Origin of the sequence: Paralcaligenes ureilyticus, from assembly GCF_004346225.1 — a bacterium.
GTDB lineage: Bacteria > Pseudomonadota > Gammaproteobacteria > Burkholderiales > Burkholderiaceae_B > Paralcaligenes > Paralcaligenes ureilyticus.
Map to the genome: position 1 here is coordinate 60,821 of NZ_SMAJ01000003.1, position 14,529 is coordinate 75,349.

The 14,529-nt window shown below is 59.3% G+C and carries 12 protein-coding genes; 3 read left to right on the forward strand and 9 right to left on the reverse strand.

Going from position 1 to position 14,529, the window contains the following annotated elements; genetic code table 11:
• Positions 1–308: 308 nt before the first annotated feature.
• Together murU and EDC26_RS04900 are read right to left on the reverse strand one after the other, a co-directional pair.
• Positions 309–1,022: an N-acetylmuramate alpha-1-phosphate uridylyltransferase MurU gene (gene murU, locus EDC26_RS04895; RefSeq protein WP_132580168.1), complete on the reverse strand. Its 714-nt coding sequence runs from the start codon at positions 1,020–1,022 to the stop codon at positions 309–311.
• Positions 1,022–2,074, reverse strand: a complete 1,053-nt coding sequence (locus EDC26_RS04900; protein WP_132580169.1) for an aminoglycoside phosphotransferase family protein — start codon at positions 2,072–2,074, stop codon at positions 1,022–1,024. The genes murU and EDC26_RS04900 overlap by 1 nt, the downstream gene beginning before the upstream one ends.
• A gap of 139 nt (positions 2,075–2,213) precedes the next feature.
• Between EDC26_RS04900 and EDC26_RS04905 the strand changes: the two genes are divergently transcribed.
• The 3 genes from EDC26_RS04905 to rsmA are packed head-to-tail and all read left to right on the forward strand — an operon-like array spanning position 2,214 to position 6,923.
• Positions 2,214–4,589 (forward strand): LPS-assembly protein LptD, encoded by a 2,376-nt coding sequence (locus EDC26_RS04905; protein ID WP_425012298.1) that lies wholly within the window; start codon positions 2,214–2,216, stop codon positions 4,587–4,589.
• Positions 4,589–6,127: a peptidylprolyl isomerase gene (locus EDC26_RS04910; protein ID WP_132580170.1), complete on the forward strand. Its 1,539-nt coding sequence runs from the start codon at positions 4,589–4,591 to the stop codon at positions 6,125–6,127. The genes EDC26_RS04905 and EDC26_RS04910 overlap by 1 nt, the downstream gene beginning before the upstream one ends.
• Before the next feature lie 7 nt (positions 6,128–6,134).
• Positions 6,135–6,923 (forward strand): 16S rRNA (adenine(1518)-N(6)/adenine(1519)-N(6))-dimethyltransferase RsmA, encoded by a 789-nt coding sequence (rsmA, locus tag EDC26_RS04915; protein ID WP_132580171.1) that lies wholly within the window; start codon positions 6,135–6,137, stop codon positions 6,921–6,923.
• A gap of 474 nt (positions 6,924–7,397) precedes the next feature.
• Here rsmA and EDC26_RS04920 read toward each other — a convergent pair whose 3' ends face one another.
• Genes EDC26_RS04920 through glyQ form a run of 7 tightly spaced genes read right to left on the reverse strand, consistent with a single transcriptional unit; the run spans position 7,398 to position 14,261 of the window.
• The gene (locus EDC26_RS04920) at positions 7,398–8,627 is read right to left on the reverse strand and encodes a nucleoside recognition domain-containing protein (RefSeq protein WP_132580172.1); all 1,230 of its coding nucleotides are present in this window, start codon (positions 8,625–8,627) and stop codon (positions 7,398–7,400) included.
• A 23-nt stretch (positions 8,628–8,650) separates the two neighbouring features.
• On the reverse strand, positions 8,651–9,046 hold the full coding sequence (gloA, locus tag EDC26_RS04925) for a lactoylglutathione lyase (RefSeq protein ID WP_132580173.1): 396 nt from the start codon (positions 9,044–9,046) through the stop codon (positions 8,651–8,653).
• A gap of 23 nt (positions 9,047–9,069) precedes the next feature.
• The gene (locus EDC26_RS04930) at positions 9,070–9,951 is read right to left on the reverse strand and encodes a M48 family metallopeptidase (protein ID WP_132580174.1); all 882 of its coding nucleotides are present in this window, start codon (positions 9,949–9,951) and stop codon (positions 9,070–9,072) included.
• Entirely contained in the window at positions 9,938–10,666 is a 729-nt protein-coding gene (locus EDC26_RS04935; protein WP_132580175.1) for a lysophospholipid acyltransferase family protein, read from the reverse strand. Before EDC26_RS04935 ends, EDC26_RS04930 begins: the two co-directional genes overlap by 14 nt.
• 3 nt (positions 10,667–10,669) lie before the next feature.
• A complete protein-coding gene (gene gmhB, locus EDC26_RS04940) occupies positions 10,670–11,209 on the reverse strand; it encodes a D-glycero-beta-D-manno-heptose 1,7-bisphosphate 7-phosphatase (RefSeq protein WP_132580176.1) in 540 nt (179 codons plus the stop codon).
• Positions 11,206–13,353 (reverse strand): glycine--tRNA ligase subunit beta, encoded by a 2,148-nt coding sequence (gene glyS / locus EDC26_RS04945; RefSeq protein ID WP_132580177.1) that lies wholly within the window; start codon positions 13,351–13,353, stop codon positions 11,206–11,208. Before glyS ends, gmhB begins: the two co-directional genes overlap by 4 nt.
• A complete protein-coding gene (gene glyQ / locus EDC26_RS04950; protein WP_132580178.1) occupies positions 13,350–14,261 on the reverse strand; it encodes a glycine--tRNA ligase subunit alpha in 912 nt (303 codons plus the stop codon). Before glyQ ends, glyS begins: the two co-directional genes overlap by 4 nt.
• Positions 14,262–14,529: the final 268 nt, after the last annotated feature.

Here is a 14,529-nt window from a genome sequence, read left to right on the forward strand (position 1 = left end):
AAAATCTTTAAATTTTAATCTGAAAAAAAAGCCGCACACGCAATGGCGGCTTTTTTTGCCCTTTGCTGGATTTCGATACATCTGCGAACGGTGTGTGGCACCCACAAGGGGGCGCCACAAAATTGTTGCTATGTAAATCCATGGCAAACAGTCTATGGCACCCACAAGGGGTGCCACTACGAATACTTAGCCGTGATTGATGTAGCGGCACCCCTTGTGGGTGCCAAAACCCTGGCATCAATACGGAATCTGCAAAGGTTGGCAGCTGCGCGTGCAACCCCTAAGTGTACCTTGCATGATCTTGACACCTAGCCGGCCGGGCTCGCCAGCCCACCCAGTTGGCGATCGAGCGCACTCAAGCGGGCGGGCGTGCCGACATCGACCCAGATGCCCGTGTATTGGCGGCCTGTTACCTGGTGCGTTTGCATGGCCTGTCGCAGTAGCGGGGCCAGGCGCGCAGCGCGGGATTTTTCGATGTCCCGGAACAAGGCGGGACGATATACGCCTATGCCGGTGAACGTAAGCGCGCCGGCGTGTCCGGGCGCGGGATTATCGAGCACTTCATGGGAGGGCGACAGTAAAAAATCTCCCGACGCATGATGTTCCGGATTTGCGGTAAGAAGCAGCCACGCCAGTTTTTTTGTGTGCGCAAGGAGCGCCCCTTGTTGCAGTGCTTCGACGGGATCCCAGTCGCACCAGATATCGCCGTTGATGACCAGAAAGGCTTCGTCCCGGAAAAAGTCCAGCGCACGGGCAATGCCGCCGGCTGTTTCGAGCGCTTGGGGTTCTGAGGAATAGCTTATGCGTGCGCCCCAGCGCCGCCCATCTTGCAAGGCGGCTTCGATCAGGTGGCCCAGCCACGCGTGGTTGATGATGATCTCGTTTATCCCGGCCTTGACCAGGCGTTCGATGTGCCAGACGACCAAGGGTTTGCCGCCCGCTTGCAGCAAGGGTTTGGGGGTGGTGTCGGTAAGCGGGCGCATCCGTTCGCCGCGGCCCGCCGCCAGAATCATGGCCCGCATTAGAACGAGTATCCCGTGGTGGCCTGGCGGCCATCGAGTTTATCGAGCAGGCGCAGCAGCGGGTGAAACACCCCATAGCGGTGCGCCACCTGCCGCACGTAGGCATTGACTCGCGGCATATGTTGCAGATAGTGGTTTTTGCCGTCGCGATGCGAAAGCCGTGCAAAAACGCCCAATATGCGCAGGTTGCGCTGCAGGCTCATCCATTCGTAGGCACGATGGAATTGGGCAAAGTCCGCTGTGATGGGCAGCCCTGCCGCTTTGGCGGCTTCCCAATAGCGTATTGCCCAATCCAGTTGCTGCGGCTCTTCCCATGTAGTGCGCGCATCCATCACCAGTGAAGCCAGATCGTAGGTCAGAGGCCCGGCCAGGGCGTCCTGATAGTCGATAACCCCTGGATTGGGGCCATATTCCGGGCGATCGCACAGCATGAGATTGGGCGAGTGGAAATCGCGATGGACCAGTACGATGGGCTGTTGCGTGTTGTCCTGGACCAGCAGGGTAAAGGTTTTTTGCAGCATAGCCTGTTCTTTGTCGCTTAACTGAGCCTGACAGTGTTGCTGTGCGTACCAATGCGGGAAGAGGGTCAGTTCGGCCGCCAGGCGTTCCTGGTCGTAGGCAGGAAGGCCCGTGGTTCGCGCGTTTTGCAGGCGCACCAGGGCGTTGATGGCTTCACGGTAAAGCTGTTGCAGGCGTCCGTCGTCCAGGCCCGATTGAATCGCCTGGTAGTACGTTTGCTTACCCAAATCGGACAGCAGTAAAAATCCTTGGCTGAGATCTTGCGCTAAGATGGTGGGCACGTTCAGGCCTGCTTCTTTAAGCAATTGGCCTGCGTGCAGAAATGGTTGGCAGTCTTCTTGTGCCGGGGGGGCATCCATGACAATCACGGTGCCCCCCTTTCCTTTCAGACGAAAATAGCGTCGGAAACTGGCATCGCTCGATGCGGGTTCCAGGCTGTCGGGATCAAGACCATGAGTGTGGGCGATGCTTTTGAGCCAGCGTTGCAGCGCGGCGAGTCGGAAATCTGGACTAGAGTTCAAAATCAATTCCATAATGATGGGTCGGAGCGGTTTTCAGTCCGTGGCCGTGCTTTAACCATGGATACCTTAGCTTCTCTATAATACCGGGTCGCCAATCGTTTCGGGGCGGCCGATTTACGAGCAATATCAGTTTTTTGGGGACAATAGGCCCGTGCGTTTGGTTTGGTGGTTACTTTTCTTTGTTGCAGCGACCGTGCCGGTGGCGCAGGCCCAGCAGGCCGGTTCCGCATCGGCCGATCCCGTCGCCTTGTCCGAACTGAATATTGCGCCCAATCTGCAATTGCACAAGAACCTGAACGAAGACCAGATGTCGGTGTTTCTGGTCGGCGACAAGGTGGAGTCCGAGCCCAACGGCAAGGTTACGCTGACGGGCGGGGCCGAAGTGCGGCGCATTGATTCGGTGGTCAAGGGCGACGAGATCGATTATCAGCGATCCACAGGGCAGGTGCACGTGGTGGGCAACGGCCTAATCATGCGCGATGCGAGCATTGTGCGCGGGCCGTCGCTGGACTACAACGTCAACAGCAAAACCGGCGAGGTCAATGACCCCAACTTCTGGCTGGGTGCCGGGGGCGGTGCGGGCACGGCGACCCATGCCGATATTTTGAGTCAAAGTAAAATGCGCCTGACCAAGGCGACGTATTCGGGTTGCCCGTGTCCCGACCCGGCTTGGTATATCAAAGCCACGACGGTGGATCTGGATTCGGCCGCAAACGAAGGGGTGGCGTATAACGGCGTGCTGTATTTCAAGGGAGCGCCCATACTGGCGTCGCCTTATTTCACGTTTCCCATCAAAAAAGAGCGCAAATCGGGCTTTCTGATCCCGACCTACGGCACCTCGAGCAATAGCGGCTTTGAGTTCTCCCTGCCGTATTATTTCAACCTGGCGCCTAATTACGATGCCACGCTTACGCCCAAATACATGAGCAAGCGGGGTATGCAACTGGGGGGCGAATTTCGCTATCTGGGGGCGGGCTATAACGGACAGGTCACAGGCACCTATTTGCCCAAAGACGCGCTGACCAGCACGCCGCGCTGGATGTATATTGCGCAGCATAATCAGGTCCTGGGGGGCGGGTTCAGCGCCATGTACGATATCCGGCGCGTGTCTGACGATAACTACTTCCGCGACTTCTCCACGTTTGGCCTGAATGATGCCACCACCAATACGCTACCCAGTGTGGCTCAGCTGAATTGGAGCGGCTACAAGTACTGGAGTTCGTACCTGCAGGCCTATACTTACCAGACGCTGCAGGACTCCACCGCCGGCTACACCGCCCCACCCTATAACAAGCTGCCCGAACTTCATGTATTGGGCGCGCGCTACAACTGGGGCGGGTTTGACGTGCAGTCCGACAACTACGCCACCAAGTTCGTGTCGCCCGTGTATCAGGGCAATATCGCGGCGTTTTCGCCTTATTACGGGCGGCATATTCTCCCCGACGGCACACGATTTACGTCATACAACACGGTTTCATATCCGATTGTGCATGCGGGCTGGTATGTGACGCCTAAAGTTGGCGTGCACCTGAGCCAATACAACACGCAATGGTATAACACCAACCCCGGTTACCCGAGTTCGGAGTCGCGCGTTTTGCCCATTATGTCGGTGGACTCGGGCATGACTTTCGAACGCAAGACCACGTTGTTTGGCCACGACGCGATTCAAACACTGGAACCGCGGATGTACTACTTGCGCGTGCCCTATCGGAATCAGTCGCAATTGCCTGTTTTTGATACGGCTTTGTCCGTCTTCAATTTTTCGCAGGCTTTCGACGAAAACATTTACAGCGGCGGATGGGATCGCATCGCCAATGCCAATCAGCTTACGCTGGGCCTGACTTCGCGCTGGCTGGACGAGGAAACGGGGTTCGAGCGCTTGACGCTGCAGGCGGCGCAGCGTATTTATTTCCAGGATCAGCTTGTCACCTTGCCGGGCGAAATCCCCCGGACCAACACCAAATCCGATTATTTGTTTGGCGCTGGCGCGGCGCTGACCGATAAACTGAATGTGCGTTTCGATGCGCTGTACGACCCATACTCCAATCAGCGCAATCAGATGTCGGCGAGCTTCAAGTGGCAACCCAAACGCCTGGCCAACCTTTCGGTGTCCTATCGCTACACGCGTGACCCCAACACCATCATTATTAATCCGCTGTTGCAGCAGGTGTCTCCGACTTACGTCAACAACAGTACCGAACAGGTTACGGTTTCAGGTCAGTGGCCTATTACGAGCAAGATTTATGCCATGGGCCGGATCGATTATTCTCTGCATGACAAGCGTACGACCCAATCGATTATCGGCCTGGAATACAAGGGCGACTGCTGCTGGGTGGCGCGGATGGTGTTCCAGCGTTACGCGGTTTCCGCGGCACAGGCCAATACGGCTATGTTTTTCCAATTAGAATTAACCGGTTTGGGTTCCTTGGGTACCGATCCTATGAGCCTTCTGAGCAAAACAATTACAGGTTATGAGTCGGTCTCGCCGCCTATACCGGACAAAACCACCTTTGAGAGGTATGAATAATGCGTCGTCTCGTGTTTGTGTTGATCCCGGTTCTCGGGCTGTTCTCAGGGCCGGCCTGGGCCGCTCAACCGAAGGCGCATCATGCGAAGGCGCAGCATGCCACGCAGGCCAAGGCGCCTCAGGCCGAGCAGTTCGTCGACGGCATCGCGGCCGTTGTCAATAAAGAGGTGATTACGCTGGGGCAGGTGAATGCCGAGGCCCAGGCCGCCGCTGCGCAGCTAAAGCAGCAGAGAATTGCCGTGCCCGACCAGGCGACGCTGCAAAAGCAGGTGTTGCAGCGCATGATTACCGAGAAACTGGAAAACCAGGAGGCAGCGCGTCTGAAGCTGAGTGTCAGCGATGCGCAGCTGCAAAAGGCCGTTGAAACCGTGGCGGGGCGCAACAAGATCAGCGTCGATCGCCTGCGTCAGGAAGTGCAAAAAACCACGCCCTGGGACGTCTATCTGAAATCGTTGCGCCAGGAGGTGCTTCTGGATCAGTTGCGCCAGCATGAGGTCGATAGCAAGATCGTCATTTCCGATGCGGATGTGGAAGCCTTCCTGAAAGCTCAAAGCCGGCCCGGCGCAGAAGAGGTGCAGGCTGCTGCGCCTCCACCACCCCCAGCGCCAGCACCGCAGCGTGCACCCCAGCCTGCGACGGAGTCTTTTGGGCCCGAGTTGATGGGCCTGGCGGAAATTCTGGTAGCGGTGCCTGAAGGGTCGACCCCGGAACAGGTCCAGGCATTGCGCAAGAAGGCTGAAGGGATCTACGCCAAGTTGCGCCGCGGCACCAATTTTGCCAGCCTGGCAGCCTCGTCATCCGACGATGCGCAGGCGCTTAAAGGCGGCGATATGGGCGTGCGCCCGGTGCAAGGCTGGCCTGATTTGTTCATCAAGGCCACCCACAACCTGAAGGCGGGCCAGATCAGCGGCATTATTCAAAGCGGCAACGGCTTTCACATCCTGAAGGTGCTGGCACGCGGTTATCAGCAGCGTCGTGTGCCGGCGTCGCGTGCACGGGCTCAGGCGCCCGCACCTGCGCCGCAAGAGCCGTTGGCTCCGGCTCAGCCCGTCTTGCAAAAGGGCCCGATGATGGTCACGCAGACCCATGCGCGTCATATTCTCATCAAGGTAACCAAGGTTATGACCGATGAGCAGGCCCGTACTCGTTTGGAACAGATTCGCCAGCGGATTGAACATGGCGAAAAATTCGAAGATATGGCCAAGCGCTATTCTCAGGACGCAACGGCGCCTTTGGGCGGGGATCTGGGCTGGCTGAGTCCGGGCGAAACCGTACCGGCCTTCGAGCAAGCCATGAATGCCTTGCAGCCGGGCCAGCTCAGTGAGCCGGTCCGGTCACCGTTTGGCTGGCACTTGATCGAGGTGGAAGGGCGGCGCACCAAGGATATGGCTGGGGAATACAAACGCGTGCAGGCGCGTCAGATTCTGTTCCAGCGCCGGGCCGGCCCGGCTTTCGAAGACTGGATCAATCAGTTGCGCGGTCAGGCCTATATCGATAACCGGCTCGATCCGAAGTCCAATCGCCAGCCCAACCGTTAGGCTGGCGATGGCGACGCACCAGGCGCGCAAGCGTTTCGGCCAGCATTTCCTGGTCGATGAGGCGGCGATCGAGGCGATTGTGCGCGCGATTGCGCCCAGGCCCGACGATGTGATGGTTGAGATCGGCCCTGGGTTGTCGGCGTTGACGCAGCCGTTGATGCGTGCGCTCGATCATTTGACGGTGATTGAAATTGATCGGGATCTGGCCGCGCGTCTGCGCCGCCAGCACGCGGAAGAGCGGTTGACGGTGGTGCAGAACGATGCGCTTACCTTTGATTTTGGCGTTTTGGGTGAGCGTTTGCGCATTGTCGGCAATTTGCCCTACAACATTTCGAGTCCTTTGCTTTTTCATTTGATCGAGTACGCCGAGCGTGTGCGGGACCAGCATTTCATGTTGCAGCGTGAGGTGGTTGACCGGATGGTGGCCAAGCCTGCTTCGGGCGACTACGGGCGCTTGTCGGTGATGCTGCAGTCGCGTTATCGGATGGTCAAGTTGTTTGACGTGCAGCCCGAGTCGTTCGATCCGCCCCCGAAGGTGGTGTCGGCGGTGGTGCGGATGACGCCGTTGCCGCTCGCGCAGATTCTGGTGAAGAACCAGGCGGCGCTTTCGCAGGTGGTGGCTCGCGCTTTTGCGCAGCGGCGCAAGATGTTGCGCAAGGGGCTGGGCGATTGGGCGCCGCTGGTGGATTGGAGCGGCCTGGGCATTGCAGGCACCGCACGGGCTGAGGAGTTGTCGGTCGAGCAGTTCGCGGCGCTGACGGATAGCCTGCTGGCGGCGGGCGTGTTGCGAGTGTAGCGGCCCTGTAGCGCCACCCGTAGCGCCACCCGTAGCGCCACCCCTTGTGGGTGGCATTCATCCTCTCGCATTAATCTTATCTTGCCTAGAACCTTCTAGCCCCGCATCGTGGCCAGTCAAGGCGGTTCGGGCTCCGACGGGCACGGTCATGGCTGCGCCATGACTTCCCGCGCGCAGGGCCGGCTTCGGGGCGGCGTGCGAACTCGTGGGGCGAATAGCCCCCCGGGCTATTCGCAGGCGTCCCACTCAAACAGCGCACGCCTTGCATCCCCGAAGCCGGCCCTGCGCGCGGCGTGCCCAAGTCGCCCGCCCCACCTTAACTGGCCACGACGCTCGTGTCGCTCATGTAGTGGCAGCCCTTGTGGCTGCCAAAATCGTTGATGACTGTCGCGATATTTTTAGAACGCCGATGGCAGCCACAAGGGCTGCCGCTACGTTAGCGACGGGTAGATTTCGTAGGGGCCTGGCCTGGCGTTATCCGAAAAACCAATAACATACGGCGATCGAGGCGAGCACGCCCGCCAGGTCTGCAGCCAGTGCGCAGCCCACGGTATGGCGTGCACGCTGTACGCCTACGGCGCCAAAATATACGGCGAGCACGTAAAACGTGGTTTCGGTGCTGCCCTGCACGGTGGCCGCGAGCAGGGCGGGAAAGCTGTCCACTCCAAAGTGCTGCATGGTTTCAATCAGCATCGCCCGTGCGGCGCTGCCTGAAAATGGTTTGACGAGCGCGGTGGGCAGGGCGTCGATGAAACGCGCATCCAGGCCTGCCGCGTGTGTTCCCCAGCGGATGACGTCGAGCAAGGCGTCGAGTGCGCCCGATGCGCGCAATACGCCGACGGCGCAAAGCATGGCGACCAGATAGGGGAGCAGGTCTTTGGATATTTCGAAACCCTGTTTGGCGCCTTCGATGAAAGATTCGTAGACGGGCACCTTTTTGTGGAAGCCGGCCGCCAAGAAGAAAATGATGACGCCAAACAGCGTTAGATTGCCCAAAAGTGAAGACAACGAGCTGATTGCGGTTGCCGATAAGGTGCCCAGCAGCGCCATGAAGCTGCCCAGGGCGAGTATCAGCCCACCCAGCCAGGCGAGTACGACCGGGTCGTGCAGTTTGAGCTTTTGCATGAAGGCGACTGTCAGCAGGCCCGTTAGGGAGGAGGCGGTCGTGGCGAGCAGTATGGGCAGGAAAACCAGCGTGGGGTCGGCCGCGCCTTGTTGCGCCCGGTACATGAAAATGGTGACGGGCAGCAAGGTGAGCGATGAGGAGTTGAGCACCAGGAAAAGGATTTGCGCGTTGGTAGCGGTTTCGGGCGTGGGGTTGAGCGTTTGCAATTCGCGCATGGCGCGCAAGCCGATGGGTGTTGCCGCGTTGTCCAGCCCCAAGGCGTTGGCGGCAAAATTCAGTGTAATCAGGCCCAGTGCGGGGTGCCCTTCGGGGACTTCAGGCATGAGGCGGCGAAACAGCGGCGCGAGCAGCCTGGCCAGTCTTTCGATCAGGCCTGCCTGTTCAGCGATGCGCAGGAAGCCTAGCCATAATGTCAGTGTGCCAAACAGCAGGATCATCAGGTCGACCGACAGCTTGGCCATGTCGAACAGGCTGAGCACCAGGCGCGAGAAAATTTCGGGATCGTGCAGGAACAGCCAGTGGTACAGGCCCGACAGGCTGGCGATAATAAAGAAGCCGAACCAAAGCGTGTTTAACATGGACGGGCGCCCGGTTCTTCGAACTAGGCCGCCTGTGATTTATGCTGGATCAATTCTATTTTGTAGCCGTCGGGGTCTTCCACAAAAGCGATAACGGTCTGGCCGTGCTTCATGGGGCCCGCCTCGCGTGTGACTTTGCCGCCACGCGCCTTGATGGCGGCACAGGCTTGATAGGCGTCTTCGACTTCGATGGCGATATGGCCGTAGCCATTGCCCAGGTCGTAGGCGGTCGTATCCCAGTTGTGGGTGAGTTCTATTACGGCGCCGTCGGCCTCGTCCTGGAAGCCTACAAATGCCAGTGTAAATTTGCCCTCCGGATATTCTCTGCGCCGCAGCAGGTGCATGCCCAGCACTTCGGTATAAAACGCGATGGACTCTTGCAGGTTGCCGACTCGAAGCATGGTGTGGAGTAGTCGCATCAGGTATTCCTCGGGGCTAAGGGTTATATCAATGGCAGGCAGGCGGGATCTTGTTGGCGCAGGATATTGCGCGCACGCTCGAATCCGGGAAGTATCCGGCCCACTTCGCGCCAGAAATTCTTGCTGTGATTCATTTCCCGCAGATGAGCGATTTCGTGAACCACCACATAGTCGATGATATCGCGTTCAAAGTGGATCAGGCGCCAGTTCAGCATAATATTGCCGTCGCTGTTGCATGAGCCCCAGCGGGTGGCCGCCGACGATAGCCGCCAGCGCTTGATCTGCAATTGGCTGACGGACAGAAAGTGCTGCAGGCGCTGGTCGAACCAGGCTTGCGCCTGGTGCTGCAGCCAGGCGTGCACGATATCGCGTATGCGGCCATGTTCGGCCGTAACAGGCAAGGCCAGTCGCAGCGTATCGCCGTCGACAGGGGCGAAGGCGGAGCCCAGAAACCGGGTGGGGCCTTGGGTTTCACCCAGCCTCAGGATGATCCGGTTGCCCAGGTAGGGAATGTCGCCGCCGTCCTGCCAGCGTGTGTGCGCCATGGCCATTTGCGCCTTGCGCGCCTGGCTGACGCTTAGCTTGTCGAGTATCCATCGCGATTTCTCGATCACTACCTCGTCAATCTGGCCCAGGCCAACCCAGCTTGGCGCGGTGATCAGCAAGCCATCGTCGTTGATGGTCAGGCCTATGCTTTTGCGCCGCGAGCGTTGCAGGACGAAACCGATCGTCTGGGTGCCGGTGCGTACCTCGCGCCAGCGCGTACCGGCCGCCAGGGAGGGTGGCCGGACGGTGGGTACAACGGCGATGTCGGCCGCCGGTTTGGTGGGGACAGGCAGCTTGCTGGGGATAACAAGTGCAGCGGGAACTTCGGAAAACAGTTCCAGCTGTTCAGAGAGACTCATAGCGTTCCGGATTCAATTGGCGCATTTCATTTTCAATCCATTCCTGAACTTTTTTGTTCAGGACATCGGCCGTCAGGCCTTTGCTTTCGATCATCGGCCCGACCGACAGTGTAACCAGACCTGGTTTCTTGATGAAGGCATTGCGTGGCCAGCACTCGCCGGCGTTGTGGGCGATAGGAATAACGCCTGTGCCGGTGCGGGTCGCCAATAAGGCGCCGCCCAGTTTGTAGCGGCCGGTTTTGCCGGGGGCAATGCGGGTGCCTTCGGGAAATAAAAGAGGCCAACGGCCTTCATTAATGCGCTTCTGGCCCTCGCTGACCACTTGCTCGAACGCGTCGCGCCCCTTCGACCGGTCGATCGGAATCATGTTCAATAGCGCCAGGCCCCAGCCGAAGAAGGGCACCCGATGTAATTCTTTTTTATATACAAAGCAGACTTCGCGCGGCATATAAGCGGGGAAAAACAAGGTTTCCCAGGCAGATTGATGTTTGGACAGAATGATGGCCGGCCCGTCTGGAAAATTTTCGGCCCCTTTGATTCGCCAGCGTATCCCTAATATGACGCGAGCGCCCCAGATGGCAAGCCGGGGCCAGCCTGCAGTCAGGCGGTAGCGCCAGCGCCAGGGCAGAGGCGCCCATAAAACGCAGGCAAAGGCGTAGGGAATAACGGTAATCGTTAAAAAAATCAGGTATAGCGTCGCGCGTAATACAGGCATGCCTCAGGCCTCTTGCAGCCAGACATCAACGATGGCGGCGAGGCTTTCGCCCACTTGAGTGCCGGCTGGCAGATCGCCTTTGTCCCAGGTTTTCTGGCCGTTGCCGGTCATTACCAGCCACGGAGCGCAGCCCGCTTCGCTCGCAGCCTGCAGGTCGCGCAAGGAGTCGCCCACCGCGGGCACGTTTTGCAGGTCGATGTCGTAGCGCCGGCCTATGTCCAGAAGCATGCCGGCGCGGGGCTTGCGGCACGAGCAGTCGTCGCCGGGTCCGTGTGGGCAGGTGAAGATGGCGTCGATGCTGCCCCCGGCCTGTGCCAGCTCTTTTCTGAGCTTGGCGTGGATAGCATTTAGCGTTTCCATGCTGAACAGGCCGCGTGCAATGCCCGATTGGTTGCTGGCAATGACCACCCGCCAGCCCGCGCGCGACAGGCGCGCGATGGCCTCCAGGCTGCCAGGCAGCGCGACCCACTCGTCCGGACTTTTTATAAACGCGTCGCTGTCGTGATTGATCACGCCGTCGCGGTCGAGTATGGCAAGTTTCACTGGGCTAACCTTGAAATATCGGCGACCTGATTCATGACGTTGTGCAGGTCGGCCAGAAGGGCCAGACGATTGGCGCGTACGGCGGGATCGTCGGCCATGACCATGATGTCGGCAAAAAACGTGTCGACCGCGCCTCGGGCCTGGGCCATGGTGGCCAGGCTGGCCGCAAAATCGCCCTGTGCCAGCTGGGCCTCGGCCTGCGGCTTGAGCTTGATGACGGTTTGCGCCAGTGCCCGTTCGGCGGGTTCCTTGAGTTGCTCGTGATTGATCTGACCGATGTGGTCGTCGGCCTTTTTAAGCAGATTGGCAATGCGCTTGTTGGCCGCTGCGAGGCTGGCAGCCTCGGGGTATTGTGCAAAATCGGCGCAGGCCTGGATACGGGCGACCACCTGTTGCAGTGGGGGCTCCAGGCTGAGCACGGCGTCGATCACATTGCGTTCGTAATCACCGGCAAGTTGGTGGCGGTAGCGCTCGTAGACAAAGTGTTGCACGCTCGCCGCGGTGTCGGCCGCGATGGGATGCGCGCCGAAGGTGCCGGTCGTGAAGGCCAGCAGATCGGACAGGGTCAGACGCAGAGTGGGTTCGATGGGCAAATAGCCGCCCGCCTGCAGTTGCTCGAAGGCGCTGATCAGGCCCAGCGCGGCGCGGCGCAGGCCGTACGGATCGCGTTCGCCCGTAGGAACCAGCCCTATGCCCCAGATGCCGATAAGCGTTTCGGCGCGTTCGGCAATGAACAGCAAAGCCGCTGTCAGGGTTGCGTCGTTCACCGCAGCGTCAAGGCGAATGCGATATTGCTCGCTCAAGGCATGCACCACGTCCTGGGCTTCGCCATCGGCGGCGGCGTAATAGGCGCCCATGATGCCTTGCAGCTCGGGGAACTCGGCCACCATGTTCGTGCCCAGATCGGCTTTGGCCAAAAGCGCCGCGCGATCGGCATTTTGCGTCTGGACACCCAGGCGCTCGGCCAGATAGCGCGCAATCTGCCGCACGCGTTCGACCCGCTCGAGCTGGGAACCCAGCTTGTTGTGATACACGATGCCGGCCAGCGCTGCCACGCGCGACGCCAGCGGCGCTTTGCGGTCGGTGTTGAAAAAGAATTGTGCGTCGGCCAGGCGCGGGCGCACGACGCGCTGATTTCCCAGAATGATATGGCTGGGGTCAGCCACCTGCATATTGCTGACGATCAGGAATCGATGCGTGAGCTTGCCCGTGTCGGGGTCGAACAAGGGAAAATATTTTTGATTCAGACGCATGGTCAGGATCAGGCATTCTTGCGGTACGGCCAGAAATTGCTCGTCGAATTCGCCCACATAGACCGTGGGGTGCTCGACCAGCGCAGTCACTTCGTCGAGCAAGGCGGCAACGGCCGGATCGTCGCCGAGCGTTGCGCCCAGCCGCTTCGCGTGTGCATGCAGTTGCGTGGCAATGGAGTCTTTGCGCACCGTAAACGAAGCGATGACGCGGCCTTCGATATCGAGCTGTTGCTCGTAGGTGTGGGGCGTTTTGATGGTGATGGGCCGGTTGGCCATGAATCGATGGCCGCGGGTTTCCCGCCCGGCGGGCAGGCCCAGTATGCTGACCGGAATCACCGTATCGCCCCACAGCGCGATCAGGCCATGAGCCGGGCGCACGAATTTGACGCTGGTGATGCCATCGGCCAATTGGTAGTGCATGACCTTGGGGATGGGCAGGTTGGCAATGGCGTAGTCAAGCGCTTCTTGCAGACCGTCGGCAAGCAGCGCGCCGTCGGCCACGCCTTTGGCGTAAAGGTAGTCCTGCTTGCCGTCCGATTCGTGGATGAGATCGGCCGCGGTCAGTTGCGACAGCCCTTTTCCGGCAAGCTTCTTGGCCAGCGCCGCAGTGAGTTCCCCCTTGCTGTCGAGGCCGATTTTTGCCGGCATGAGTTTTTCGGTATAGGTTTGCCTGGGAGCTTGCATGCGCACAGCGCCAAGCCGCAAGGCCAGGCGGCGCGGGGTAGCGAATAGGTCGATCGTGCAATCGGGCTCCAGAAGATGTTGCTTGTCGAGCGTGTTGCGTATGCCTTGCGCAAAGGCGGCGCCAAGCGCCTGCAGCGCCTTCGGAGGCAGCTCCTCGGTCAAGAGTTCTACCAGCAAGGCCTGAGTGATGTGAGTGGTCGACGTCATACCGTTGCCCCTTGCTTGAGATCGTGGTCGAGCATGGGGAAGCCCAGTTTTTCGCGGGAATCGTAGTAAGCCTGCGCGACGGCGCGCGACAGGTTGCGGATGCGGCCTATGTAGGCGGCGCGTTCGGTCACGCTGATGGCTCCGCGTGCGTCGAGCATGTTGAAGGTATGCGCTGCTTTCAAAGTGGCCTCGTAGGCGGGTAGCGCCAGCGGCACCTCGATCAGGCGGTGGGCTTCGGCTTCGTAGTCGCCAAAATGCGCAAACAGCATGCGGGTCGAGGCGTGTTCGAAGTTATAGGTGGATTGCTCCACTTCGTTCTGGTGGAAGACATCGCGGTACAGCACGCGCCGGCCATTGGCGCCTTCGGTCCAGACCAGGTCGTAGACGCTTTCGACATCCTGCAAATACATGGCAAGGCGCTCCAGCCCGTAGGTGATCTCGCCGGTGGTGGGCGTGCAGTCGAGTCCTCCTACTTGCTGGAAGTAAGTAAATTGGGTGACCTCCATGCCGTTTAGCCAGACTTCCCAGCCCAGCCCCCACGCGCCCAGGGTAGGGTTTTCCCAGTCGTCTTCGACGAAACGAATATCGTGCACCTTGGGATCGATGCCCAACGCTTCGAGCGAGCCGATGTACAGGTCGAGAATTTCGGGAGGAGCGGGTTTGAGTACAACCTGGAACTGATAGTAGTGCTGCAGCCGGTTGGGGTTTTCGCCATAGCGGCCGTCTTTGGGGCGGCGCGAAGGCTGGACGTAAGCGGCGCGCCAGGGCTCAGGCCCGATCGAACGTAGAAAAGTGGCCGTGTGCGAGGTGCCCGCGCCCACTTCCATATCGTAGGGCTGCAAAAGAGTGCAGCCCTGTTTATCCCAGTAATGCTGGAGCGTCAGAATAATTTGTTGAAAAGTGAGCATGAACAAAGCCGGTAAGGCGGGAAGCCGCAAAATGCTACGATTTTAACTGGTTCCGTTATTGGGGGACGATTGATGGCGGCCGCAAGGGCTACCGCTGCAAAAATGTGGCTACCGCTATGGATTACCGGACGAATGGCACCCACAAGGGGTGCCGCTACAGAAACGTATTCGCAGCTCATGTAGTGGCAGCCCTTGTGGCTGCCATCCCAATCAGCCCGCAATTGATTTAAATGGAATAAGCTATCAATTATTTTAACGTCTGCGTATT

Bases quoted from the DNA above. Each gene is read 5' to 3' on its own strand.
- murU (WP_132580168.1), bottom strand. From the start codon at position 1,022: ATGCGGGCCATGATTCTGGCGGCGGGCCGCGGCGAACGGATGCGCCCG.
- EDC26_RS04900 (WP_132580169.1), bottom strand. From the start codon at position 2,074: ATGGAATTGATTTTGAACTCTAGTCCAGATTTCCGACTCGCCGCGCTG.
- EDC26_RS04910 (WP_132580170.1), top strand. From the start codon at position 4,589: ATGCGTCGTCTCGTGTTTGTGTTGATCCCGGTTCTCGGGCTGTTCTCA.
- rsmA (WP_132580171.1), top strand. From the start codon at position 6,135: ATGGCGACGCACCAGGCGCGCAAGCGTTTCGGCCAGCATTTCCTGGTC.
- EDC26_RS04920 (WP_132580172.1), bottom strand. From the start codon at position 8,627: ATGTTAAACACGCTTTGGTTCGGCTTCTTTATTATCGCCAGCCTGTCG.
- gloA (WP_132580173.1), bottom strand. From the start codon at position 9,046: ATGCGACTACTCCACACCATGCTTCGAGTCGGCAACCTGCAAGAGTCC.
- EDC26_RS04930 (WP_132580174.1), bottom strand. From the start codon at position 9,951: ATGAGTCTCTCTGAACAGCTGGAACTGTTTTCCGAAGTTCCCGCTGCA.
- EDC26_RS04935 (WP_132580175.1), bottom strand. From the start codon at position 10,666: ATGCCTGTATTACGCGCGACGCTATACCTGATTTTTTTAACGATTACC.
- glyS (WP_132580177.1), bottom strand. From the start codon at position 13,353: ATGACGTCGACCACTCACATCACTCAGGCCTTGCTGGTAGAACTCTTG.
- glyQ (WP_132580178.1), bottom strand. From the start codon at position 14,261: ATGCTCACTTTTCAACAAATTATTCTGACGCTCCAGCATTACTGGGAT.